Genomic DNA, 24,138 nt, shown 5'->3' on the forward strand with positions numbered 1-24,138 from the left:
TAAAAAATGCCCCAGAGTTTTCTCCAGGGCTTAACCAGGGTGCATCTACCATTTCTCTCTACTACTCCTATAGAGGTAATCCGGAAAGATACTGAGCAAATTTCCAAAAAAATTTTTTGGAGTCTAAATTTTTCCTGGTAATTACTGAGGCTGTATGAAATTTTTTGTATGAAAGCTCATCAAAATCCTTTAGAACCGAAAGTTTATATTGTGGGAGCAGGCCCAGGAGATCCTGATTTACTAACGCTTAAAGCCCAGAAATTGCTAGCGGCGGCGGATGTAATTTTATTTGCTGACTCTCTAATTCCTGAACAGCTTTTACAATTTTGTCGGGAAGATGCAGAAATCATGCCTACGGCTGATAAAACCTTGGAAGAGATTTTACCCTTGATGATTGAACGAGTGCGATCGCAGCAAAAATCCTTAGTTCGTCTCCAATCAGGTGATCCCAGTCTCTACAGCGCAACCCACGAACAAATGCAGCTTCTCGCTGAGGCCGAAATCCCTTTTGAAGTCATCCCAGGTATTAGTGCTTTCCAAGCCGCCGCAGCTAAACTGAATATCGAGTTAACTGTCCCTGGCGTGGTACAGACTATCATATTGACGCGCATTAGCGGACGTACAGAAGTACCTGAAAAAGAAGAGTTAGCCTCTTTAGCAGCCCATCAAGCGAGTTTGTGCTTATATCTGAGTGCGCGTCACGTAGAAAAAGCCCAGGCTAAATTACTAGAACACTATCCACCAGAAACTCCCGTGGCGATTTGTTTTCGCATCGGCTGGCCAGATGAAAAAATTAGGCTAGTCAGCCTTGAGCAAATGGCAGAATGTACCCAGCAAGAAAATCTGATGCGGACAACGCTATATATTATTAGTCCGGCATTATCAGCAGCAAAAGGGCGATCGCGCCTATATGATCCAGAATATAGTCGGTTATTCCGTCAATAAGGCAGGGGTGCAGGGGGCAGGGGGCAGGGGAGAAATACTAATGACTAATGACTAATGACTGATGACTATTGACTATTGACCCTTCATTTGTGTGAAGGGTCTTAGAATATATAGAGGTTTCATACCGAATTGGGATAGGTAGTATTGTTTCGAGATTCTGGAATAGGCTAAGAATTTACGCTTGTAATCCAAAATCCAAAATCCAAAATTGATATCACCCTGAACACACCAGGATTTTTCGGTCAAATCTCTGATCACGCCAGCAGACGAGGCTATTCATGCTTATAAATACCTTACTTCTTTCTAATCAACTGCCCACACTAAAATATTCTTCTACACCAGAGCGTTTTGATGAAACCTGGGGTGATCCCCTGGCTACGCTATTAGGTTTAGGACGTGCGGCTGGTGCGGACTTTATAGAATTCTTCTTAGAACGTCGCAACTACATTAGTAGCCTTGCAGAAGACGATACTATTACTAGTATTTCACCCAGCCTATCCACAGGTGCGGGAGTGAGAGTATTTCGCGGCAAAGCCGACTGCTACGTCAGTACCAATGACTTATCATTTTCTGGCTTAAAAGCAGCCTTAGAAAAAGGTTTATCTATCTTAGGTTTACAACTACCAGCCCCTAACGCTTTTATCCCAGAAATTAACCTGGAATTATTTAGAGATTACGCCATCAAACGGGGCAAAGATGGCTGGCTACCTCTGTGCAGTTCTATCCGCGAAATGGGCGAAATCCTCTTAGATGGTACTGCTTACCTCAATCAAAAAGCGAGCCACGTCCAGTCCCGCCGTGCTAGCTATTTCCGTGATTGGCAAGAAGTTTTAGTCGCAGCTAGCGATGGTACTTTTGCCCGTGATATTCGCCTGACGCAATCAGTCGGATTTAACATCCTCTGTGCTGACGGTGCAAATCGCTCCTCCATTGGTGAACGCGCGGGTAATACCAGCGATGCTAATTTCCTGAGAACTTGGGACTACCAGCAAGCCGCCGAACACATCGCCGAATCCGCCGGTAAAATGCTCTACGCTGATTATGTAGAATCAGGTAACTACCCCATCATCATGGCGAACCACTTCGGTGGAGTAATTTTCCATGAAGCTTGCGGACACCTGCTAGAAACTACCCAAGTTGAACGCAACACCACCCCCTTTGCTGATAAAAAAGGCGAAAAAATTGCCCACGAAAGTCTCACAGCTTGGGATGAAGGACGCGCCGATAATGCCTTCGGGACAATCGACATGGATGACGAAGGAATGCCCGCGCAACGAACCCTGTTAATTGAAAAAGGCGTTCTGAAAAACTTCCTAGCAGATAGAACAGGTTCTTGGCGCACCGGACACCCCAGAACAGGTAGTGGTCGCCGCCAGAATTACACCTTCGCTGCTGCTAGCCGGATGCGGAATACTTACATTGCGCCTGGTGACTACACACTTGATGATTTATTCGCTTCAGTCGATAAAGGTATTTACTGTAAGAAAATGGGCGGTGGTAGCGTAGGTGCTACAGGTCAATTTAACTTCAGTGTGGATGAAGCCTATTTAATTGAAAACGGTAAAGTTACCAAGCCACTTAAGGGTGCTACTTTGATTGGTGAAGCCAAGGAAATCATGAATAAAATTTCCATGTGTTCCCAAGATTTAGAAATTGCACCTGGTTTTTGTGGTTCTGTAAGTGGCAGTATTTACACCACTGTAGGACAACCCCACATCAAAGTTGATTCTATTACCGTCGGAGGACGATAGAATTTTAGATTTTAAATTTTGGATTTTGGATTGTGAATGAAGAGCAGTTTAAAACCAGAACTAAGAAACTTGCGCTGCGAGTTATTGTTTTAGTTGAGGCTTTGCCAAAGACTACAACTTCTGATGTCATCGGCAAGCAGTTATTGCGTTCAGCTACTTCTGTTGGTGCTAATTATCGATCCGCTTGTCGGTCAAAATCTACAGCAGATTTGATTGCCAAACTTGCTATTGTGGAGGAAGAAGCTGATGAAACTCTGTATTGGTTATAACTGCTTGTGGAATCAGGATTAATAACAGCAGATAAACTAAAAAGTCTCATGCAAGAAACTACTGAAATTCTGGCGATGACTGTTGCTTCCATCAAAACGTTACGGGAAAAACGTAAATTATAAAATCCAAAATCCAAAATTCCAATACAAATTTGACACTCTTAAAATCCAAAATCCAAAATCCAAAATCCAAAATTGATTATGCCGAATATTCATGAGATTGCAACTTACGCCAAAGAGAATGCAGAAAAACTTGGCATCAGAAAATTTGACATCTATGGTTCAACAGTAGATGAAACTAGTGTGCAAGTTGACCAAGGTGAACCCAAACAAGTCAAAGCTTCCAATCGCTCTGGCGTAACTGTACGCGTTTGGAATGAAGATAATACAATCGGTGTCACTAGCACCACAGATGTAGATCCCCAAGGATTAGAATTAGCTTTAAAAACTGCTTACGAAGCTAGCTTTTTTGGTGTGAAAGAACACGTACCAGATTTTAGTCCTGAAGCTACTTTGCCACTAGCAAAAACACTGGATGAAAAATCACCTCAAGCACCTGTATCAGAACTAATCGAAAAACTGCTAATAGCTGAAAAAGAATTATTAGCGTCTCATATAGCCATTAAGGGAGTACCTTACAACGGGTTAGCACAAAAAGATATTGATAGATTTTATCTCAATAGTGATGGGGCTTTGAGAAAAGATTCTCTGTCTTTATCTTCGGTTTATCTGTATAGCAAAACTGAGGAAGAAGGTAAAAAACCACGCAGTGCCGGTGCTTATCGAGTCAGCCGCAATGTAGCAGATTTAGATATTAATGGTTGCATCGAAGAAACGGCTGAGAAAACTATCAGTCATTTGAACTACGAAAAAGTTAAGACTGGTAAATATCAAGTAGTGTTTTCACCGGAAGCTTTTTTAAGTATTTTGGGTGCATTTTCTAATTTGTTTAATGCCCAAAGTATCCTAGACAAACAAAGTCTATCTACACCAGATGATTTGGGTAAACAAATCGCTTCACCTCTACTTTCTGTGTATGATGATGCCTTACATCCGGCTAATTTAGGTGCAGAAACTTTTGATGGGGAAGGTACACCTACTCGTCAAATTAAGTTAATTGAAAACGGTGTTTTAACTAGTTTTCTCCACAGTGCTGGCACAGCTAAAAGGTTAAATGCTCAACCAACTGGTCATGCTAGTATTGGTGCAAAGGTAAGCGTCGGCCCGAATTTTTATCATGTGTTTGCTGCACAAAATGCTGCACAAGAGTTGAGCTTAGAAACTGCGGAGAACGTAATCTTGATTGATGATTTACACGCTCTCCATGCTGGTGTAAGAGCCTTACAAGGGTCGTTTTCTTTACCGTTTGATGGTTGGTTAATTAACAAAGGTGAGAAAACCAGTATAGAATCCGCAACGGTTGCTGGCGATTTCTTGGAACTGCTGAAATCTATTATCTATGTAGAAAAAGAAGTGGAGTTAACTCCTGGTGGTGTTGCTCCGAGAATTTGGGTTGATGGTTTATCAATTACTGGTGATTAAATTTTGTAGTTTGTAATAAGGACTAAAGTCCTCACTACGAACTGATAACCCTACTTTCTTTCTGAAGGTGGGGTTTTTTTATTTGTGATTGCAAACTTAAAACTTACATAATTGGAAATTAATTTGCTGTTAACTTTTGGTTTCTAGCCTAACTTTAAGTGTTTTTACCGAAACTTGGCGACTTTAAGTAATTTGCCTGTAACCAAATACTTGTGAGGAGAAATCATGCGGCATTTCTTGGGAGCATTTTTGCTGGGAATGGCTACAATAGCTGTTATGCCTACAGAAAAAGTCCTAGCGGGAACATTGACAGGTCAACCCCCCATTGTCATCGGACATAGAGGTGCTAGCGGTTATCGTCCTGAGCATACTTTAGCAGCTTATGAACTGGCTATTGAGATGGGGGCTGATTACATCGAGCCTGATTTAGTCGCCACTAAAGATGGTTACTTGGTGGCGCGTCACGAAAACGAGATTTCTGGAACTACCGATGTTTCCAGCCGTCCTGAGTTTGCTGACCGTTTTACGACAAAGGTTATTGATGGACAAAATATCTCAGGTTGGTTTACAGAGGACTTTACCCTAGCTGAGTTAAAAACTCTGCGTGCAATTGAAAGAATTCCAGCTATTCGTCCTGGTAACACAGCTTTTAATGGACTTTTTGAAGTTCCGACTCTACAAGAAGTCATTGATTTAGCAAAGGAAAAAAGCTCACTACTGGGACGGACTATTGGTATTTATCCTGAAACTAAACACCCGACTTATTTCGATTCTATTGGGTTATCAATGGAAGAAATTTTGGTGAGTGTGTTAAATGCCAATGGCTATACTGATGAAACTGCACCAGTTTACATTCAGTCTTTTGAAGTTGCTAACCTGAAAGACCTGAACACATTAACTAATGTTTCTCTCATCCAACTGCTTAATAATAGTGGCAAACCTTATGATTTTGTAGTGAGTGGTGATTCTCGCACTTATCGCGATTTAGCTACTCCTGAAGGTTTGGCAGAAATTGCTACCTATGCTAATGGGATTGGTGCTAATAAGAATTTGATTATTCCTAGAGATGCTAGTGGAAATCTGTTATCACCAACTAGCTTAGTGAATGATGCTCATGCGGCTGGTTTGTTGGTTCACGCTTGGACATTCCGCGATGAGAATGTTTTCTTACCTACAAATTTGCAAGGTAATCCAGAAGAAGAATACAGACAGTTTTACGCAACTGGAATTGATGGTTTATTTAGTGATAATCCTGATACAGCCTTTAAAGTTCGTTCTACTTTAGTTCCTGAACCTGGTGCAATGTTGGGATTGGGAATTGTACCTTTGTTTGGATGGTTATTCCGTCGTCGTAAGTAGTTCTGACTTTTCAGGGGATCTGGAAAACCTCTCTCTAAATCTCTCTCCTGCGAGGAGAGAGACTTTGAATTTGTGGTTTGGAAGTATAAGCAATTCTGATTCCAGTGAGGTATAGCATTCAGAATTAAACGCGGATGGACGCAGATAAACGCAGATAATTTTTTACGTCATTAGAAGTGATATTTAACAAAATTTAGGGGGTTTAAGTACCCGGTTTCTATCAAGCCGCAAGTGTTGTGGTGGGGTTTAAATCCCCGTTACAACACGTAATTGCGAATTGCGAATTGCGAATTGATTTAATTGGTTAGAGATGTGGTTGTAGTGTTGAGTGAATTTAAGGGAAGATTTGCGATCGCACTCAAGCCTGCTGAATTCATTAAGTCTATCCAATCGCGAACTAGGGTAAAGTCACTGGGTTTTTCGGCACGTAAATCAGCTATGGCTTTTAGGGTATCGTGCCAATAACCGTTGTCTGCGTAGATAAATACTCGCTGTTTAGGTGTGGATGTCTGCAATTGTGTGGCTAGTGCTGTGCTTGGTTGTACCCGTTCTATCCAACCACCGGCGACGGGATCACCACTGCGATCGCCGCCTGTGGGATCGCATAATAGGGAAAATCGCCACCGATATTTTTTACCTACCTCTAAACCAGGAAAATCAGCAGGTAATGTGTAACTCATGATGCCTTTGTTAGCGTTGAGGGGCAAGGTTTTCTCTAAGAGTATTTCGTTTCCGGCTTCGCTTCTGAGTAAAAAGGTGGCTTGCTGGGCGGAAGTTTCTGGTACACTGACGAAGAATGTCGGGCGATCGCTTATCGTTAATTCAACGGGAATTTGTGTGGTTGACATCCCTGTAGGTTTAGCTGGTAAAACTGCGCTGATGGCTTGGGGTGTACATTGACCCCGTGCTGCGCCTGCTTCTAGATTCCGAGAACCTCTAATTCCTGGGACTTTAAACTTTAACAGGGAACGACGACGCGGGGTAAATCTGGGTAGAGGATCTTGGGAAATTAAATTTGCATTGTTAATTACTGGTGTGGCTATTGCTGTTGTAGTTAACAATACTTCTGTTGATAAAGTTAGACCTAATGTGATTAATAGTAGGGTCTTTTTTAGCATAATTTTTTGATGATAGTTAACTGAATAAACAGCTTGTTATGTGAAGTTACTTCTCCAAGCTGCTCAAAGATTTAATTAGTTTTATTAACAACAATTAATCACTGGTGACTTTATCATGAGCGACAAAGTTCCGATATTGCAGTTACCTCAGTAGATATACCATAAAAACTTTCGGTAATTTATGAAAAAACGGTCAAATAAATGTTATAAAATTACCCAAATCTCAGGAATTGAGTAGTTAACATTACTTAAATACTGAATCTTGGCACATTAGATTATCCCAAGCTGACTTTTCAACATGATGTGAAAAGTCAACGTCAGACCTAACCCTCTAACCCCCTTCCTTAGTAGGGAAGGGGGAAAAATCAAAGCCTATCCCCTTGATTCATACCCTAATTGTAGGAGCAGGAGAAACTCCAGCTATGACTAATCCTCACTCAAAACCCTCTGGTTTCCCTCAAGCTGTGTTGACCTTCGGTAGTACAGTATTGCTGACAACTTTAGCAATTACTGGCGGAATTTTAGGGTTGAGGGGTTTAGGTAGTTTGGCGGGAATGGAATTAGGGGCGTTTGATTGGTTAATGCGATCTCGTCCTGATGAGGGTGTAGATAATCGCTTTTTGGTGGTGGGTATCAATGATGCAGATATTCAAACTCGCAAAGAATACCCCATAGAAGATGGGACATTAGCCCAGGTGTTAAGCAAATTAGAGGCGCAAGCACCGCGAGTCATCGGTATAGATATTCTCAGGGATGTCAAGCAAGGAAGTGCTAAGGGTAGAGCCGAATTAGTGAAGATATTAACCGATAACGATAATATTGTGGCTGTCTGTGCCATTAGCAAGGCTGAATCTCCAGGTATCGCCGCCGCCCCAGGAATTCCTGAAGATAGGGTGGGAGTAGCAGATTTTCCTGTAGATCGGGGTGGAACTGTGCGTCAAGGAATGATTCTCACGATTCCCCAAGCCTCAAAACTACCAGTCCCTAGCGAACATATTTGCAATTATGCAAACTCGGAAAATCAACTACCATCCCTGAGTTTTCAAGTGGCTGCACGTTACTTAAATGAAGATGGAATTGCACCAGAACCAACCCCAAAGGGAGAAATCAAATTTGGTAACACAGTGCTAAGACGCTTAACCCCGAATGCAGGCAGTTATCACAAAGTGGATACGGGCGATTATCAAATGTTGTTGAATTATCGTTCTGCCAAAAATGCCGTTAAACAAGTATCCCTGAGTGATGTGTTAGCCGATAAAGTTCAGCCAGACTTGATTAAAGACAAAATCGTGCTGATTGGTTATACAGCCGCCATTGTCAAAGATACCTTCTACACACCTTATAGTGGCGGTGCGGATGATAGCCAAAAAATGCCAGGGGTAGTAGTTCACGCCCAAAATGCCAGTCAGATATTGAGTGCTGTTTTAAATAAACGACCATTATTTTGGTACTGGAACGAAGCACAAGAAGGCTTTTGGGTGTTTGGTTGGTCTTTGGTGGGGGGGATTTTAGCATGGCGAATCCGCAAACCCTGGTTATTAATTTTAGGGGGTGGCGTGGCGATCGCTATCTTACTCGGTGGTACTTACCTCATCTTTCTCCAAGCCGGTTGGATACCCTTAGTTCCACCAGCCTTGGGACTCTTAACCACGGCGGCTGGTGTAGTTTTGATAGATAGATATGCTGCCACCATTGTCAAGACAGTGAAAGGATTCTTAAAAATCAACATTGAAATTGACAAAGAAAAAAAAGATGAAGAGGTAGCTGCAATTACCGAAAGCGATTATTTTGTAGAGTTACAGCAAAAAGCTAAGGACTTGCGAGTTAGAGATAATTCACAGACATCGAATGTTGTAGGAGAAAATTCACCAACATCCGATTTTCACCCCCAGGAAGATATACATTTAGCTCCCACAATCCAGCCAAAATTAGAGTTAACGCCCAATATTCTAGAAGTTGATTATTTACAAGCAGTGCGCGATCGCCGTAACAAAAATCAATCATCAGAACAGACTCAAGATCAGAATAATCAATCAGTAGAACCGACATCAAACCCCATAGAAGAACAGGAAGATGTAGAGTATTGGCAACAATTACAAAATCGAGGGAAGAAACTTAGAGAAAACAAAAAGTAAGTTTTTAATAATAGGGGTGTAGGGGTATAAGGGTGTAGGGGTGTAAGGGAAATACATATACTTTACCGGCAGATGAATTATGAGTGAACCAGAATTTGAAGTATCATCAACACCAAAAACCATCTTAGATTTAACAGAATTACCCGATGAACAACGGCAATTAATGAATTGGATCATTCGCCAATACAAAGTTACTTTACCTGAGATTGTCAACAATCAGAATATTTCTGAAGAATTAGCACAACAGCACATTGATAATTTTATTTCCCAAGGTTTGATTCAAATCATCAATGAAGGGGAGACTGTCTATTATCAACCCCATTTCAAAAGCCCGAAAAAAAGCCGCCTACCTCAAAACATTTGGGATAAATTAGAAACCTAGATTCAACCCAATGCCCAATGCCCAATTCCCCATGCCCAATCCCCAAATCCTAAACCATCATGTCAAAAATCGTCTCTATCCACTCATTTCGAGGTGGTACAGGTAAGTCAAACTCTACCGCCAATTTAGCTGGAATCGTCGCCCGTTATGGTCATCGCGTCGGTATTGTCGATACTGATATTCAATCCCCAGGGATTCATGTTTTGTTTGGTTTTGACGAACAGAAAATGAAATATTCCCTCAATGATTATTTGTGGGGACGCTGTTCTATAGAAGATACAGCCTATGATGTCACATCAGTTTTACAAAAAAATGTCGGTAAAAATAGCAAAGTTTACTTAATACCTTCCAGTATTAAAGCGAGAGATATCACTAAAGTTTTACGAGAAGGCTTTGATTTTAATTTGCTCAATGAAGGCTTTCAAGATTTATTAACTGCTTTAAATTTAGATTATTTATTTATTGATACTCACCCTGGACTAAATGAAGAAACCTTACTTTCTATCGCGATTTCTGATATTTTAGTGTTGATTCTCAGACCTGACCGCCAAGATTTTCAAGGTACAGCAGTCACTGTGGAAGTAGCCCGCAAATTAGAAGTACCAAAAATGTTACTGTTAATTAATAAAGCCCTACCAGCATTAGATTTTGATGCCTTACGTGAACAAGTAGAAAAGACATATAACGCGCAGGTGGCAGGTATTTTACCTTTATCAGAGGAGTTAATTCAATTAGCAAGTAGTGATCTCTTTTGTTTACGTCATCCAGAACACCCCTTTAGTCAAGTTATGGATAAGGTAGCTCAGATGATTATGCAGAGGTGATTGGGGATTGGGGATTGGGGACTGGGGACTGGGGATTGGGGACTGGGGACTGGGGATTGGGGACTGGGGATTGGGGATTGGGTATGGGATTTTTCTCCCCTGCACCCTGCCCCCTGCCTCCTCCGCCTTCCTACTTCCCAAAGTGAAAGGACTTTTAGTTATTCAAGGGTCATGCGATCGCTCTATGATTCGGTAAGTATCGTATAGGCGACAATTATGACGCAGACAATTTCTATCAATGACAGTCAACGCTTACAACTACAACCCCTAGAAGTTCCTAACCGCCTGCTATTGGGGCCTGGGCCTTCTAATGCTCACCCCGCAGTTTTACAGGCTATGAATACCTCACCATTAGGGCATCTTGACCCAGCTTTCTTAGCCCTGATGGATGAAATTCAATCTCTGCTACGCTATGTGTGGCAGACAGAAAATCAACTGACTATTGCTGTGAGTGGTACGGGTTCGGCGGCAATGGAAGCAACTATCGCCAATGCTGTAGAACCTGGGGATGTGGTGTTAATTGGTGTGGCTGGTTATTTTGGTAATCGTTTAGTTGACATGGCCGGAAGATATGGCGCAGATGTCCGCACCATTACCAAACCTTGGGGACAAGTTTTTTCACTCGCCGAACTCCGCACCGCTTTAGAAACCCATCGTCCGGCGATTTTGGCTTTAGTTCATGCAGAAACATCCACAGGTGCGCGCCAACCATTAGAAGGGGTGGGCGAATTGTGTCGTGAATTCGGCACACTTTTATTAATAGATACAGTTACGAGTTTGGGCGGTGTTCCCATCTTCTTAGATGCTTGGGGAGTAGATTTAGCCTATAGTTGCAGTCAAAAAGGCTTGGGTTGTTCCCCTGGTGCTTCTCCCTTTACTATGAGTCCCCGTGCAATGGAGAAATTGCAAAAACGCCCCACCAAGGTAGCAAACTGGTATTTAGATATGAATTTACTCGCTAAATACTGGGGAAGCGAACGTGTCTATCATCACACAGCCCCCATTAACTTATATTATGGACTGCGGGAAGCATTGCGTTTAATTGCTGAAGAAGGACTAGCGAATTGCTGGCAACGTCACCAGAAAAACGTAGAATATCTGTGGCAACGCTTAGAAGAGATAGGACTGAGTTTACATGTAGAAAAAGAGTATCGCTTGCCTACTTTAACTACAGTCCGCATTCCAGCTGGTGTCGATGGGAAGGCGATCGCACGCCAACTACTCATCGAACATAATATAGAAGTTGGTGGCGGTTTAGGTGAGTTAGCTGGTCAAGTTTGGCGCGTGGGACTCATGGGTTATAACAGCCGTCCCGAAAGCGTTGATAGACTCATAGAAGCATTAGAGCAAGTTCTACCCAAGCAATAGAACGAGACACCAGGGTGTAGGGTATAGGAGAAGAAAAAGCCCACCCTACACCGAGAATAGTGCAAGATTTGATTCTACAAAGTCTATAGTTGAGATAAGAATATTAACTAAAATTCGCCAAATAATTACAAATTAATAAGCTATTAAGCAGAAATATTGACAAATATAGGCAAAATGCCCAATTAATAAATTAAGCTGGCTCTTATTCATGTTTATAGCTAGAAATAGCTGATTTATTAATCAAACCCATGTTAAAAAAAAATTTCTGCACCGACTTTTTACATTAGGTATTACTATTAGCGTCAGCTTGACTTTGAGTAGCTGCACACCAAAAAGACGAGCAATGCTGAGAGTAACTGCGGAGAAATTTCATGAGCAAGTCATTGCAGCCATAACATCAGTTAAAGAAATTTACACATTGGGTAATGTGCCTCTAGAAACTTCCGTATCTCGTGAATACATTACGGAACAATTGTTGGACGATAATGGCATCGATTTTAGCAACATTAACCAAGTCAATAAAATTATTACCCAAGATGATACAACAGATAAACCACCATCAGCAGTGGAACGAGATTTAGATGACTTAACAGCAGAATATGATACAGCATTAGAGATATTTAAAAATTTAGAAAATATTGATTATGGCAGTTCCCAAATAGTTGCTAAAACTACACAACCTGCTAGATGTTTAACTGTAAAAATGTTACTCTTAGCCAAAGAAATTCAAGCAAATCCACCAAAACCAAGCAATCCACGACGGGTGTTAATTAGCTTGAAATTACAAGATTTAAAACAACAATATCGTGATGCAGAGTCATCTGACAACACCACGAATACCGCAGAAATTAAACGCCAAGTTGCAGAACAAATTGATGAGTGGTTAAGAATTAATGCGGCTGAGAAAAAATTGATTGAAGATTCTATCACTCAATTAGTCATAGCCGCAGATACTGGCAGTAAACTATCGAAATTAATTGATGAATACTCTGACTTAGATTTCGAGGTTATTGCTACGAGAGTCACTCAAATCGTTGGTGTAACATCTAGTCTTACAGGTAAAGATTATAGTTCCGCGTTAACAAAAATGAAGACTTTAGAAACCACGATTAATTCAGATCCAACTTTGCGAGATTTCCTGCGGGACGTTTCCATTAAAACTAGACTAACACCCACTTCACAGCCGAAATTGTGTCAAAAATTAGGATAATTAAATAAAGGTTTGTAGTAAGGGCTTTAGCCCTATCTTTCTACATCGTGAATAACTCAATTAAATAGGATAAAAATTTGTATGTCTACCAATGATGAAATCGTTGAGAAATTGCAGACTATCGTAGAGCAAATCAAGCCAGATGCAGACATAGATATCGAACAACTGCGTCAAATTGCATCTGATTTAGAAAATATTCGGTCACAGCTACAATTTGAACGGACAGATGCACGTAAAAATCATAAATGGAGAGAAGCAGACAAACTCAAAGACGCTGAACAAGAGTGTACACAAGCTCTAGACAGCGTAACGTCTGCAATTTTACGTCCGATTCTCATAGGAAAGAATCAAGACAACTTACAGGAGATGCGGAAAATTCTAGGCGAAGTTAAAACCGCCGCTAAAACTCAAGAACGGATAGATTTTATTATCAAGTCCCTCAGCTTCCTGAGAAGGATTTTGACATGATGTTATTGTAGGAAAAACCCAGCAAACAGCAATGGTAAAAGTATCAGAACCGATATGATCAAAACTACTGTCCCCGCTTCGATTTTAATTTGATTATCTGGTGGTTTAGTCATTTTGAAGGTTAAGGATATAGTAAGACGACTATGAACTAATGTATGGGCGGGTTTAACCAAAATATCTGTTTGACAACGTAAGCCTCTCACAGAACCCGCCCCTAATGACTAATGACTAATAACTATTGACCAATAACTATTTTGCCATTGCTTTTCTCACTTTCTCAACTTGTTTGGGTGCTGGCATATCGTTAAATAGAGCGATCGCTCTGTTAAAATTCTCTAGACTCTCTCGTGTCTCACCGATTCTTTGATAAGTCAAACCTAACTGATAGTGGGCTTTGGCTAAGTTACACTTATCAGCCACCTTATTCATATTGGCGATGGCTTCTTGATGTTTACTTATCGCCATTGTAAATTCTCCCTGTTCTCGATACAGTGCGGCTAGACAAGATGTAGCTCTTGCTTCTAAAACGGAAAACTGATTATGTTGACAATGTTGAATAGCTTGACTGCAAGTTTCTAGGGCAGCTTCAATCATACCTAAATTTTTGTAGGTTAAGCTGATAAATAATAGGCTGACTCCTCTACCCCAAGAGGTTAATTTTTCACTGGATAAGCCTTTTTTTACCTCTTCTAACATCGAAGTGATATTCTGATTAAAACCGACAGATGAATCTAAATAAGCTAAACAGCATAAACAATACACTACATATTGGTAATAATCATCATCCTTAATTACCATGTTTCTGACTGAATGCAAAATATGAGTGGCTCTTTCTACCTCCCACAAATCTATGTAACATAGACCTAAATTAAACATACTAGATATTTTTTCCTGCACAAAATTACATCTAGTCGCAATTTCGCAGGCTCTATGATGAAACTCAATGGCTGTAGAAATATTACCTGTTTGTGCGGCGGAAATGTTACTCACTTGGTGATATGCTCTGCCTAAAATATTGTACAGAACACTCAGATGATAATCAGATTTTAAATGAGGAATTAGGGGAGCGATCGCACCAATTAAAGTTTCTAAAAGACCAAGGCGACTGAACAATACACCCAAAGATAAGCTATTATCCCATCTATTCGGTCGGCGTTGAATAATCACATTGGCGGCTGCTTCAAAATCTCCAATTTCCATATAATGGTGATAAGCTTCTAGTGCCATCAGCGCATTTTGTGGTTCTGTGACTGTGGTAACGCTGTTAGTCCAAAACTCTGCGGCTTTGCGGTTAGCGATTTCCCATTCTCCACTTTGCTTTAATCTAGCGATCGCTTCTGCACAAATTACAGGATGTAACCAGTATTTCCCTTTACGGCATTCTATCAATAAACGATCAAATAAAGACTTGATCACTCTTCTGTGTTGTGGTTCTGAGATATCCCACAGCAAACATTCTAAGCCTGTTATTCTAACATGATTGATATCTTGATAACGATAACAACCTAAGCGACAAAGCAATTTATAAGCTGCCTTATCCATTTGTTCCAATCGTTTAAACTGACTAGATACTAAGTTTTCCAACCCACGCTCAATTAATAAATTACCTCGATTTTCTCGCCAATAAATATCTGCATTACCCTCAAAATCCGTCCTAATTGTACCAGTGATGATTTTCATCGCCTTCGCATTACCGCCAAAAGCTTGACACATTTCCCTGAGTGCATTGGAACTAACTTGAATTTGACGAATAGCAAAAAATTGCTCCCAAGCTGACTGGTCTAAGCCTGTGAGAAAATAACAATCAACATCTACACCAGATTCATACAGACGTTCTCGACTGGTAATTAATGTGACAGATTGTACTGTGGGGTCTGCTAATACTCTAAACAGTTCTACGTAAGGACGATGTTCAGGAATCACACAGCCGTTTTGATCTAAGGCTGATTCTAAATTGTCAATCAGAACGCCAATTTTTCTCTTAGGATCTCGAAGTTTGCGCCTCAGTCTTTCCAGATTAATCCCAAACTCTTTACCGGGTTCTTCGTTAAAATCTCCCCGCAGCCATTCCTCTACGACACTTTCAACAGTGACGATATTTTGGCTTTCTTGCGCCATCCATAGTTCTAGTAAGTAAAAACCCTGTGTTTCGAGATACTTACGTGCTAGGGTAGTTTTACCGACACCACCTTGACCTTGAATTAAAATAATTTTCGCACCACAATTAACACGGGTGTTGAGTTCAGTAATTTCACGTTCTCTACCCAAAAAATGCTCTTCTGTTTCTTGTGACTTGCCATTATTAAGAGCTGGATTTACAATAGTTGTCGTTCTTTGGGGCAGTTGCGATTTGTAAAATCTCTGCACAACTGTGTGAAAAGTTGATTTTGTGACTTGTTCTCCCAGAACCTCGGAAAGCATTCGCCATAATTCTGCACCAACTGCTTTTACGTGTCCTTCTGTGTAACGACAAAGTTTAGCTATGTTTTTATATGTATTTCTTCTATCCTCCCAAAGATAACGCAGGATATCCCTTTGAACATTGTCGAGACGTTTACCGGTTTGATCAAGAACTAATTTATCCAAAAGCTCTAAGGCTTCTTCTGCACCCATCGATCATTGTCTGTATCATTGTTGGTTTATTATACTCATATTTTTACTAATTCTCTTCCCGTCTCCGTACCATAAACTACTTTTTCTTACTTAGTGGAATATACTGAATCATACCGAATCATACTGAAAATAAAATCCGCTTGTATTATGCTTGTAATCAATACAGGCAGGTTAAGTTAATTGCCCAGTAGATGTGGTTGAGGAAAGATGCAAATTGCTACTAGTCTGAATTGAATAATGAGCAATCACAACTGAATAATTAATGTTCTCTAGCACAACTAAATAATAAATAACAGTAGCGTTTACTCAATAGGTAGTCAGCATTAACTAACTAGATTCTGTAGAGAGTGTTTTGAAACAGTATGTCAGTCTTCACCCTACAGGAGTTTCAACAATGTTGAATCAAGATTGTCATCACGATTGCAATCATAATTATTGCCCTTTTGCTCAAGATAGCAAGAATGCCAACAGATATGTTTGTCTCAAATGTGGTGTAGAGAGAGAAATTAATCGACATCCTTCTGGGTTTGGTTCATTCTTGCTGCTGTTGTTATCTCTATTTATCGCTTTTCAAGTGATTGTAATGTTAGATAAACAAAACAACGACAATCAACAGCAACAAGTAACATCTCAACAGCAATAATCGAATATTTCTAGTTTCTTCCCGACAATTTTCCAGGAGTGCAATTATGAATACCCATCATGACACGATTCTCTTCCGTTTTACTTCTAAGTCACTGAAATACTTTCTGTTGATGTTGTTTGGCTTTGTTATTGTTTACGCCCTTTCTCATGCTTTAGGCGCGTTACATATTCTTCCTGCACTAATCTTTGTTTTGCAGCATTTATTTGTACCGTTGGGTGTGATACTTTTGTGCTTAATTACTGTCACTGTTTTATTTGAATCTCTGCGTTAGTTAGGATTGATCAGACGATGAAGAGGGGACTTGTATTCAATATAAAAACGCTGGATACAGTCCTTACCTAGTTTTGTTCATTTCTTCCAGGGAAGTTTAGTCCCCATTTCTGTTAACGCTGAAAAAATCAGATAGGTAATTAATAAAGCCACACCTGCAAAGAAGGCTAGTAAATCATGATCCATAGAATTTTAGGCGATCGCTCCATTCATCGCCTCTATTTTCTCACAAAACTTTAGCTTGTATTAAAGCCTGAGATATATCGTGTTGAGGTTCAGCAGTGCTGTTGGAGTGAGTATTTCAAATCGCTGAATAAATAAAAAAAGTCCGCTTGAGCGGACTAGGGTAGAAGGGTCAAATGATCTTAAGTTGACTATGAGATTGTTAAATCCCTCTTTTATTGTTAGCAATTAAGTCCTAAAAAGCAAGTATTAAATCCTATGATTTTAGACATAATTACCAGAATTATGTCTTTAGAAATAGTTATTGGTAATTTATGAAACATCTATCGTTGCTAACAGCCTATAAATGTTTTTTCGCCTATAAACTTGATGTTTTAAGTTTTATAAATCGAAGCTGATCAAGTTGTTAAGCTTTTAAATCAAAGTCTTATAAATTAGGAATTTAATAAGAAATAAATGATTTTTGTCAATATCCAAAATATCTATTTATCATATATTTTTTTACTCATTGCTGTTGATTTCATATCAACGCAATGATATACAAAATTATTTTACAATTATGAATTGCTCAACAAACTACGGTTTGTCTATCAGGATATAGTTGTATTTTAAATGCTTATGTACTAAAATCTTGACTAGCAGTAAATACTTCTAGGGATACATGAGTCATCAAAGCGGACATCAACACCACATTTGGGTACAATCTCATCATCCTGTAAAGTTAGAGCCAAAATTGCCACAACCGCTACCAAAAGAGCCGACGTTTTACTATTTCGCCTACGGATCGTGTATGTGTCCAGTGGATTTGAAGCGATCGCTAGGAGAAAACACCCATCATTATGTAATCGGCCCCAGTATCTTACAAGGTTACAGACTAGGATTTTATGTCTATTCCCCAACTCGCAAATGTGGTGTTTTGGATATAGTTCCAGACCCGAAAGCCAGCGTCAAGGGTGTACTGTATCAACTACCTTGGCGACTCAGTGAATATTTAGATAAACGGGAAGGCGTAGCACAAGGTCTTTATCGTCACGAATTAGTCAATATTCACTGTCAAGACCAAGTTTATCAAGATGTTCGCACCTACATAGTAGTAGACAAGCTAGCAGAAGAAGCCGCACCTAATGACTGGTACTTTAACGTTGTACTGCGTGGTGCAGTTACCTGCGGACTACCGGAGGAATATTGCTGGCACTTATTTAATCATATGTATAATCTACAACAACGAAATCAAGAGCGACAATTGAGGGAATCAGCTTGAGATACTTACGTAAGTATTAAAAGTTATTAAAATCGGCAACAAAATCAGCCAATCGGGTGATCCATTTGTAGGAAGTCTCAAAACAGACCCAAAGTAGATTCTAGAAACAACCAAATATTCGCCACATTTCCATGTGGTGAGGAGTAAGACTATGTTCTTAAAACTTAAAAATATTGCTAACGCATCTATCTTTGCTCTAGCCTCACTAGGCAGTGCGATCGCATCCACAGAGCTATTGTTACCACAACAGCCAGCCTTCGCCGAAGAGTCATTAGGAAATTGTATCCAAGACCTCAGAGATCGTGGTGTTTCCACAAGGGATGCGGCGAGAATTTGTCGATATCGAAGAGATAGAAATGACAGAGATGATCGATATGACAGAGATGACGATGATGATAGAGATAATCGCTATGATGTCTACGACAGGGACGATTGGGAAGGTAATCGAGACAGAAGAGGTAGGGGACGGTATATAGAATTACGCGCACGTTCTGGGCCGACACCGGAAGGAAGATGGCGTTATTCTGCTCCTGGTATACCTTATGAAGCCATGCAAAGAGCTGGTTGTCAAAATGTCTCTGGTGATGATTGGCGTTGTCCTAGTCGGCGCATCCGTGTGCAGATTCGGGATGAAAGACGGGATCAGTGGAGAGATTCCCGCGATCGCGATCGCAACCGTGGAGTTAGGTATATAGACTTACGCGCACGCTCTGGGCCGACACCGGAAGGAAGATGGCGTTATTCTGCTCCTGGTGTACCTTATGATGCTATGCAAAGAGCTGGTTGTCAAAATGTCTCCGGTGATGATTGGCGTTGTCCCACCTCTCGTATTCGTGTGCAAGTAACGGAAAGATATTAGGAGTGGTGAGTGGTAAGTGGTGAGTGGTAAGTGGTGAGTAATAAGTAATAAGTAATAAGTAATGAGTAATGAGTAATGGGTAATGAGTGGTGAATATAAAGCAAACCCTCATACCCTTATACCCTTAAACCCTCACACCCTTAAACCCCTATACCCTTAAACAATGAGTAAAACGCCAAAAGTTGATCGTCAACGGGAACACCAAGCCAACGAACGGACTTTTCTGGCTTGGTTACGCACTTCTATCGCTTTAATTGGATTTGGGTTTGCGATCGCTCGTTTTGGGTTATTTTTACGTCAACTGAATTTTGCAATTACACAAAAAGAAACACCTGTTAATCCCTGGTTTAATTCAGAAAACTTAGGGATTTTTCTTGTGGTTTTTGGTGTAATTACTATTGGCTTGGCTGCGTGGCGTTACAATCAGGTATTTTGGCAAATCGAACGCAGTGATTATCAACCCCAGCGTTGGGGAGTGTGGTTAATGACTGGAACAGTCATGATTTTAGGATTGCTAAGTATTCCTTTGCTACTGTTGCGAAATCATCTTCCGTCTCGTCCTTCTGCTCCTCTACAACCCCAATCTCGTGATTTTGAACAGTAAGCAGTTCTATGTTTGATCGCCTCTAATCATCTGCGGAAGCCTTGAATTTTTCATGCTCTTCTTGAGTCACGCGGTAAACTTCTCGGTCTACCATATGGATTTCATAAACAGCTTCTTTTCCTGGAAAAATTAAAAATCCAGGCTGTTCTTCTTCCACTTCGACTATTTCAGAAATAGCATTAGGATTGATCTCTACATGAACACCTTCTGTAGTTTTCACTTCTATCGGTTTCATATCAGCCTCTTTGCTCTTCGGCACATAGCTAAATATACTTTTGATTATCGCTAGTTTTTTCGTTCTCTTATTATTAAAAGTATAAAATTCTGCTAATAATTATGAAGTGAAACACGGCGGATTCATGCTTTGACGTTTCTAAATCTGCTAAATTATGTAACAAATGATTTATCGCAAATTTTCTTTAAACAGAGATAAATTGCATGATTACAGGAATTTAGTTTCAAAGCTCATTAATTCAGAAGAAACTGTGTGAGAGATATCTAGTTTTCCGTGGTAATGATGAAGCGATCGCGAGGAAATCCATAGCATTGAAAATCAGAAGAACTCTGTAGATGGTTTTATTTTTAACGAGATTGTATCAAATCGTTAACCTAATTCTGATATCTTTAAAACTGCTCACAAATATTTGTGTTCCTCAACTGAATTTAAAGGAAAAATAGCGACGTGTATAACAACATTATCGGCACACCATTTAATGATCTACTTGTTGGTACTGCGTTTGACGATCTAATAGTTGCTTTGCAAGGAGATGATCGAATTATTGGTAGTGCAGGCAATGATTTCATAGTTGGGGATACAGGAATTGATACTGTTGACTACAGTGAACTAGGTCAAGCTATTACTTTACAGGCTACGGGTATTGTTCAAAAAGGCAAAGTCGGAACAGATACACTCAATGGCATTGAAACTATAATTGGCGCGAAAGGACAAGCTAATACTATAGATGCTTCCACCACCACAGGTTCTACTACATTTGTTAGGGTTGATCTTTCAGCTAACAGTCTGATAGTGAATGGAGTTCCCACCATCGGCACATTGAATTTTAGAGTGGAGAGATTTGTAAATGTTATCGGTACTGCACAAAACGATAGCATCATCGGTGATAACAACAATAACCTGCTAATTGGTGGTCAAGGTAACGACGAAATTTTTGGACTCAACGGTAATGACACCATACAAGGTGGTGCTGGTGATGATGTCATAGGTGGAGGAAGTAAAAATAGTCTTGCAACTTCCCGACTGGGTGACGGTAACGATATCGTACAAGGCGGGGCTGGTAATGATATCCTGATCGGCGGTACTGGTAACGACACCCTCGATGGTGGTGCTGACTTTGATACAGCCGACTATAGTAATTTAGGTACTGCAATCACCTTACAAGCGGCTGGTATTGTCAATAAAGGCGTAGCAGGTATAGATCAAATCCTCAACATTGAAACTATCATCGGTGCAAGAGGTCAAGCCAACACCATTGACGGTTCTACCGGCACTAGCACAACCACATCATTTAACGTCAATCTCTCTACTAATAGTCTCGTCGTTAACGGTGTTCCAGTGTTAGGCACACTGAACTTTAACGTTCAAAACTTTGTTAACGTCACTGGCACTTCCCAAGCTGACACCATAGTCGGTAATAACCAAGGTAACTTATTGATTGGTGGTCGAGGCAATGATCAAATCTCTGGTCTTGGTGGTAAAGATACCATTATCGGCGTTGATCCTAACAGTCTCCAACCAGGTATTAATGAAGTAGACACCCTCACCGGAGGAGCAGATCCTGATAAATTCGTCTTAGGAGATGCGAAAAATCCCTATTATGTAGGCGGTGGCGGTTTCGCAGGTTTGAATGACTTTGCCTTGATTACTGATTTTCAAACTGGTCAGGATCAAATCCAACTCAAAAAGCTAGACGGTTATATCTTCGGTAGTAATTATATTGCGATCGCCAGTCCATTCCTATTCGATAGCAGTAAAACCTTTGATGATTCTGTGTTAGTAGCAACTGCAAATCAGATTGTGAAAGCCAATGGTGTCTACGATGCGTCTAGTCAGAATTTGGCATCCTCTCCTATATTTGCTGGTTTTGATGTCATTTCCATCTTTTCCACTAGCTACAGCGTCAGCGACATCCACTTTGTCTAGAAAGACGACAGACAGAAGCATTTTCATCATTCGTAATTCGTAATTAACGCGCGCCTACGTTGGAGTTCGATGAATTAACCCCTCTCCATAGAGCGAAGCTCTTCTCGTAGAGTACCTCTCATACCAATTCACAATTCGCAATTCGCAATTCGCAATTAAAAAACTTAGATGTAGCAAGGATTTTAGGGTTTACATCTGTATCAGATTTTTCGTGAAATGGTATCACGCCAGTTGCTACAACGGGGGAAACCCCCGCAACGCACTGGCTCCCCTGCAAGGAGAGAGGCTTTAAAACCCACATTTCTCGTTAAAGTCTCAAGATATTTAAGCCCCTCTCCGCGTCGGAGCGAAAAGTCTGTAGCTTGCTTCCCGCAGGGTGCGGAGGTTTCCTCCGTACAGAACTTTTCAAGAGAGAGGGGTTTGGGGAGAGGTCATCGAATTCACGCTAAAATTTCAATCTAGCGGTCTTGAATGAGTTGAGGATGCAAACCCCAACTCATTCAATTACAAACTATTTCAAATTTGTCTCTTTAGTGATCAATTTCCAGTCGCCAACTTCGTCAACTAACTGCATAGAATCTAACTGGAGTTTTCTAGCATCGGATGCTTGGATCAGGATGTAGGGTTTTTTGTTGTCTTGCCAATAATTTTGCAGTTCCGGGAAGGAAGCCGGAATGATGGTGCGATCGCTATAAAAGTTTAGTGAGGGACGATGTTCTGGAAAGGATGTATAAATTTTACTAACATTTGGGTTGACGCGGTTAATCATATGTGCAACTGGTTTCACTGGATAGGCTTCCCACAATTCCCACACCCAGTAATGAGATTTCATTAACAGTAATAGCGATATATAAGTTCCCCAAAATAAAATTCTGAGAAATTGTCCATCACCCCGTTCAGCCAAAATCGCCGCTAGTGTCATCGTTAAAGCAAAAGCTGCAAAAATTAGCTGCAAGTCAGTTTTAAGATGTGTTCCCCAACTAAAGTAAATGCTGCCAAAAGAAGCAACGACAGCCAACATTGATAACCCCACTACCCAACCACGGGGATATTGAGAAAATAACGGTAAGTTTTCGATTTCTGCTAACTGAGTCCCGAAAGCCAAAGCTAAACAAGGGTAAATCGGCAAGACATAACAAGAATATTTAGCACCAATCAGAGAAATCAGCAGTAAATAAACGCCTCCCCAAACTAGAGTTAGTCTTGCCCAACTCATGTTGCGATTTTCCCACACTAGACGGGCAGTTTGTGGTAAAAAAATTAACCAAGGCCAAGTCCATTTGAGTAGTTCTAGGACATAAAACCAAGGTGCAGGGGAATGATTAGGGGTAAATGTACTGTAATTCAGGAGTTGATAGAATAAGCCATTGCGAATAAAATCTTGACCATAGTGTAGTATTTGTGCGGTATACCAACCCAGTGCAGGTAACGTCCCGAAGCCAACCGCTAGCCAAAAATAGCGACATTTGAGTAATCTGGGGGTATCCCAAAATAAAAAAGCGATCGCTACAACACCCAAAACTACACCCATCAGTCCTTGGGTGAGACAAATCAACCCAAAACTCCAGCCTATACCCAAGCAATAGCGTAAATCTCGGCGCGATCGCAATACGCACAACATCATCACCAAGAAGAAACTGACTACTACCCCATCTAAGATGGCTAACCTGCCATGACGCACCACAGGTAGCATCGTCAGATACACTAAAGCACTATAAACTGCTGCCCAACGATAGCGAAATATCTCACGACTTAACCAATACAGTAAAGGTACTGATAAAGAAGTTAAAATTGCTCCTGGTAAGCGTGTCGTCCATTCATTCACGCCGCCTAGAGAATAAGCACCAGCAATCAGAATGTGAACTAAAGGTGGCTTGTGATGGTAAGCCTCTCCTCCCAAAGTTGGGTATAACCAACGCAGATCATCAGCAGAGGCGCGCCAAATCTCCTTAGCCACCTGTGCCACAGTTCCTTCATCCCAGTCTCGCAACGGCAAGTCGCCTAAATTCACGATGAATAGCAACAATGCTGCTATTAGCAACACTACTAACCATAACCAGTCAATCCATTTTTCAGCCGTGCGGTGCTGTCTTTCTAGATGACCCCAAATAAAGCTTCCTTCTCGCATATTCTATAGATCATCATTTTACTAGCTTGCTCGTTGAAGAAG

The 24,138-nt window shown here is 40.7% G+C and carries 22 protein-coding genes; 17 read left to right on the forward strand and 5 right to left on the reverse strand.

Annotated elements, in window-relative coordinates:
* Nucleotides 1-168: 168 nt before the first annotated feature.
* The 5 genes from cobM to CLI64_RS18270 all read left to right on the forward strand — a co-directional run bounded on the left by cobM (nucleotide 169) and on the right by CLI64_RS18270 (nucleotide 5,866).
* Nucleotides 169-945, forward strand: a complete 777-nt coding sequence (gene cobM / locus CLI64_RS18250; protein WP_103138534.1) for a precorrin-4 C(11)-methyltransferase — start codon at nucleotides 169-171, stop codon at nucleotides 943-945.
* Between the two features lie 278 nt (nucleotides 946-1,223).
* Entirely contained in the window at nucleotides 1,224-2,696 is a 1,473-nt protein-coding gene (locus CLI64_RS18255; RefSeq protein WP_103138535.1) for a TldD/PmbA family protein, read from the forward strand.
* Nucleotides 2,697-2,728: 32 nt separating this feature from the next.
* Nucleotides 2,729-2,965, forward strand: a complete 237-nt coding sequence (locus CLI64_RS18260) for a four helix bundle protein (RefSeq protein WP_225977386.1) — start codon at nucleotides 2,729-2,731, stop codon at nucleotides 2,963-2,965.
* 201 nt (nucleotides 2,966-3,166) lie between these two features.
* Nucleotides 3,167-4,507 (forward strand): TldD/PmbA family protein, encoded by a 1,341-nt coding sequence (locus CLI64_RS18265; protein ID WP_103138536.1) that lies wholly within the window; start codon nucleotides 3,167-3,169, stop codon nucleotides 4,505-4,507.
* Nucleotides 4,508-4,732: 225 nt separating this feature from the next.
* Nucleotides 4,733-5,866: a glycerophosphodiester phosphodiesterase family protein gene (locus tag CLI64_RS18270; protein WP_103138537.1), complete on the forward strand. Its 1,134-nt coding sequence runs from the start codon at nucleotides 4,733-4,735 to the stop codon at nucleotides 5,864-5,866.
* Nucleotides 5,867-6,162: 296 nt separating this feature from the next.
* On the opposite strand, the gene CLI64_RS18275 is transcribed toward CLI64_RS18270, so the two are convergent.
* The gene (locus tag CLI64_RS18275) at nucleotides 6,163-6,984 is read right to left on the reverse strand and encodes a DUF928 domain-containing protein (protein WP_103138538.1); all 822 of its coding nucleotides are present in this window, start codon (nucleotides 6,982-6,984) and stop codon (nucleotides 6,163-6,165) included.
* 422 nt (nucleotides 6,985-7,406) lie between these two features.
* On the opposite strand from CLI64_RS18275, the gene CLI64_RS18280 reads away from it, so the two are divergent.
* From CLI64_RS18280 to CLI64_RS18310, 6 genes are all read left to right on the forward strand, one after another.
* The gene (locus tag CLI64_RS18280; protein WP_103140788.1) at nucleotides 7,407-9,119 is read left to right on the forward strand and encodes a CHASE2 domain-containing protein; all 1,713 of its coding nucleotides are present in this window, start codon (nucleotides 7,407-7,409) and stop codon (nucleotides 9,117-9,119) included.
* Nucleotides 9,120-9,198: 79 nt separating this feature from the next.
* Nucleotides 9,199-9,501, forward strand: coding sequence for a CopY family transcriptional repressor (locus CLI64_RS18285; protein ID WP_103138539.1), 303 nt, complete (start codon nucleotides 9,199-9,201; stop codon nucleotides 9,499-9,501).
* A 59-nt stretch (nucleotides 9,502-9,560) separates the two neighbouring features.
* Complete coding sequence (locus tag CLI64_RS18290) at nucleotides 9,561-10,325, forward strand: MinD/ParA family protein (protein ID WP_103138540.1); 765 nt, start codon at nucleotides 9,561-9,563, stop codon at nucleotides 10,323-10,325.
* Between the two features lie 216 nt (nucleotides 10,326-10,541).
* Nucleotides 10,542-11,693: an alanine--glyoxylate aminotransferase family protein gene (locus tag CLI64_RS18300; RefSeq protein ID WP_103138542.1), complete on the forward strand. Its 1,152-nt coding sequence runs from the start codon at nucleotides 10,542-10,544 to the stop codon at nucleotides 11,691-11,693.
* Between the two features lie 343 nt (nucleotides 11,694-12,036).
* Nucleotides 12,037-12,903 carry a hypothetical protein gene (locus CLI64_RS18305; protein WP_103138543.1) on the forward strand — a complete coding sequence of 289 codons (867 nt, stop codon included), beginning with the start codon at nucleotides 12,037-12,039 and terminating at the stop codon, nucleotides 12,901-12,903.
* Between the two features lie 81 nt (nucleotides 12,904-12,984).
* Nucleotides 12,985-13,371, forward strand: coding sequence for a hypothetical protein (locus tag CLI64_RS18310; RefSeq protein WP_103138544.1), 387 nt, complete (start codon nucleotides 12,985-12,987; stop codon nucleotides 13,369-13,371).
* A gap of 2 nt (nucleotides 13,372-13,373) precedes the next feature.
* On the opposite strand, the gene CLI64_RS18315 is transcribed toward CLI64_RS18310, so the two are convergent.
* Both CLI64_RS18315 and CLI64_RS18320 read right to left on the reverse strand, forming a co-directional pair.
* A complete protein-coding gene (locus CLI64_RS18315) occupies nucleotides 13,374-13,574 on the reverse strand; it encodes a hypothetical protein (RefSeq protein WP_103138545.1) in 201 nt (66 codons plus the stop codon).
* 46 nt (nucleotides 13,575-13,620) lie between these two features.
* Nucleotides 13,621-15,984: a tetratricopeptide repeat protein gene (locus CLI64_RS18320; protein ID WP_103138546.1), complete on the reverse strand. Its 2,364-nt coding sequence runs from the start codon at nucleotides 15,982-15,984 to the stop codon at nucleotides 13,621-13,623.
* Between the two features lie 394 nt (nucleotides 15,985-16,378).
* On the opposite strand from CLI64_RS18320, the gene CLI64_RS18325 reads away from it, so the two are divergent.
* The 5 genes from CLI64_RS18325 (at nucleotide 16,379) to CLI64_RS18345 (ending at nucleotide 19,807) form a co-directional block, all read left to right on the forward strand.
* Nucleotides 16,379-16,627 (forward strand): hypothetical protein, encoded by a 249-nt coding sequence (locus tag CLI64_RS18325; RefSeq protein ID WP_103138547.1) that lies wholly within the window; start codon nucleotides 16,379-16,381, stop codon nucleotides 16,625-16,627.
* A gap of 46 nt (nucleotides 16,628-16,673) precedes the next feature.
* On the forward strand, nucleotides 16,674-16,901 hold the full coding sequence (locus CLI64_RS18330) for a hypothetical protein (protein ID WP_103138548.1): 228 nt from the start codon (nucleotides 16,674-16,676) through the stop codon (nucleotides 16,899-16,901).
* Between the two features lie 843 nt (nucleotides 16,902-17,744).
* Nucleotides 17,745-18,344, forward strand: coding sequence for a gamma-glutamylcyclotransferase (locus CLI64_RS18335; RefSeq protein ID WP_103138549.1), 600 nt, complete (start codon nucleotides 17,745-17,747; stop codon nucleotides 18,342-18,344).
* A 151-nt stretch (nucleotides 18,345-18,495) separates the two neighbouring features.
* Entirely contained in the window at nucleotides 18,496-19,203 is a 708-nt protein-coding gene (locus CLI64_RS30870) for a hypothetical protein (protein WP_157943294.1), read from the forward strand.
* A gap of 163 nt (nucleotides 19,204-19,366) precedes the next feature.
* Nucleotides 19,367-19,807, forward strand: a complete 441-nt coding sequence (locus CLI64_RS18345) for a YidH family protein (RefSeq protein ID WP_103138551.1) — start codon at nucleotides 19,367-19,369, stop codon at nucleotides 19,805-19,807.
* Nucleotides 19,808-19,829: 22 nt separating this feature from the next.
* Here CLI64_RS18345 and CLI64_RS18350 read toward each other — a convergent pair whose 3' ends face one another.
* Nucleotides 19,830-20,066 (reverse strand): hypothetical protein, encoded by a 237-nt coding sequence (locus tag CLI64_RS18350; RefSeq protein WP_157943295.1) that lies wholly within the window; start codon nucleotides 20,064-20,066, stop codon nucleotides 19,830-19,832.
* 423 nt (nucleotides 20,067-20,489) lie between these two features.
* On the opposite strand from CLI64_RS18350, the gene CLI64_RS18355 reads away from it, so the two are divergent.
* Nucleotides 20,490-21,968 (forward strand): calcium-binding protein, encoded by a 1,479-nt coding sequence (locus tag CLI64_RS18355; protein ID WP_103138553.1) that lies wholly within the window; start codon nucleotides 20,490-20,492, stop codon nucleotides 21,966-21,968.
* A 511-nt stretch (nucleotides 21,969-22,479) separates the two neighbouring features.
* On the opposite strand, the gene CLI64_RS18360 is transcribed toward CLI64_RS18355, so the two are convergent.
* Nucleotides 22,480-24,096, reverse strand: a complete 1,617-nt coding sequence (locus CLI64_RS18360; protein ID WP_103138554.1) for a glycosyltransferase family 39 protein — start codon at nucleotides 24,094-24,096, stop codon at nucleotides 22,480-22,482.
* Nucleotides 24,097-24,138: the final 42 nt, after the last annotated feature.

The organism is Nostoc sp. CENA543 (assembly GCF_002896875.1).
Classification (GTDB): domain Bacteria; phylum Cyanobacteriota; class Cyanobacteriia; order Cyanobacteriales; family Nostocaceae; genus Trichormus.

Coding starts and splice junctions, on each gene's coding strand:
- CLI64_RS18300 (WP_103138542.1), top strand. CDS start 10,542: ATGACGCAGACAATTTCTATCAATGACAGTCAACGCTTACAACTACAA.
- CLI64_RS18290 (WP_103138540.1), top strand. CDS start 9,561: ATGTCAAAAATCGTCTCTATCCACTCATTTCGAGGTGGTACAGGTAAG.
- CLI64_RS18270 (WP_103138537.1), top strand. CDS start 4,733: ATGCGGCATTTCTTGGGAGCATTTTTGCTGGGAATGGCTACAATAGCT.
- CLI64_RS18280 (WP_103140788.1), top strand. CDS start 7,407: ATGACTAATCCTCACTCAAAACCCTCTGGTTTCCCTCAAGCTGTGTTG.
- CLI64_RS18345 (WP_103138551.1), top strand. CDS start 19,367: ATGAGTAAAACGCCAAAAGTTGATCGTCAACGGGAACACCAAGCCAAC.
- CLI64_RS18275 (WP_103138538.1), bottom strand. CDS start 6,984: ATGCTAAAAAAGACCCTACTATTAATCACATTAGGTCTAACTTTATCA.
- CLI64_RS18360 (WP_103138554.1), bottom strand. CDS start 24,096: ATGCGAGAAGGAAGCTTTATTTGGGGTCATCTAGAAAGACAGCACCGC.
- CLI64_RS18265 (WP_103138536.1), top strand. CDS start 3,167: ATGCCGAATATTCATGAGATTGCAACTTACGCCAAAGAGAATGCAGAA.
- CLI64_RS18305 (WP_103138543.1), top strand. CDS start 12,037: ATGCTGAGAGTAACTGCGGAGAAATTTCATGAGCAAGTCATTGCAGCC.
- CLI64_RS18310 (WP_103138544.1), top strand. CDS start 12,985: ATGTCTACCAATGATGAAATCGTTGAGAAATTGCAGACTATCGTAGAG.
- CLI64_RS18285 (WP_103138539.1), top strand. CDS start 9,199: ATGAGTGAACCAGAATTTGAAGTATCATCAACACCAAAAACCATCTTA.
- CLI64_RS18330 (WP_103138548.1), top strand. CDS start 16,674: ATGAATACCCATCATGACACGATTCTCTTCCGTTTTACTTCTAAGTCA.
- cobM (WP_103138534.1), top strand. CDS start 169: ATGAAAGCTCATCAAAATCCTTTAGAACCGAAAGTTTATATTGTGGGA.
- CLI64_RS18320 (WP_103138546.1), bottom strand. CDS start 15,984: ATGGGTGCAGAAGAAGCCTTAGAGCTTTTGGATAAATTAGTTCTTGAT.
- CLI64_RS30870 (WP_157943294.1), top strand. CDS start 18,496: ATGTTCTTAAAACTTAAAAATATTGCTAACGCATCTATCTTTGCTCTA.
- CLI64_RS18255 (WP_103138535.1), top strand. CDS start 1,224: ATGCTTATAAATACCTTACTTCTTTCTAATCAACTGCCCACACTAAAA.
- CLI64_RS18325 (WP_103138547.1), top strand. CDS start 16,379: ATGTTGAATCAAGATTGTCATCACGATTGCAATCATAATTATTGCCCT.
- CLI64_RS18335 (WP_103138549.1), top strand. CDS start 17,745: ATGAGTCATCAAAGCGGACATCAACACCACATTTGGGTACAATCTCAT.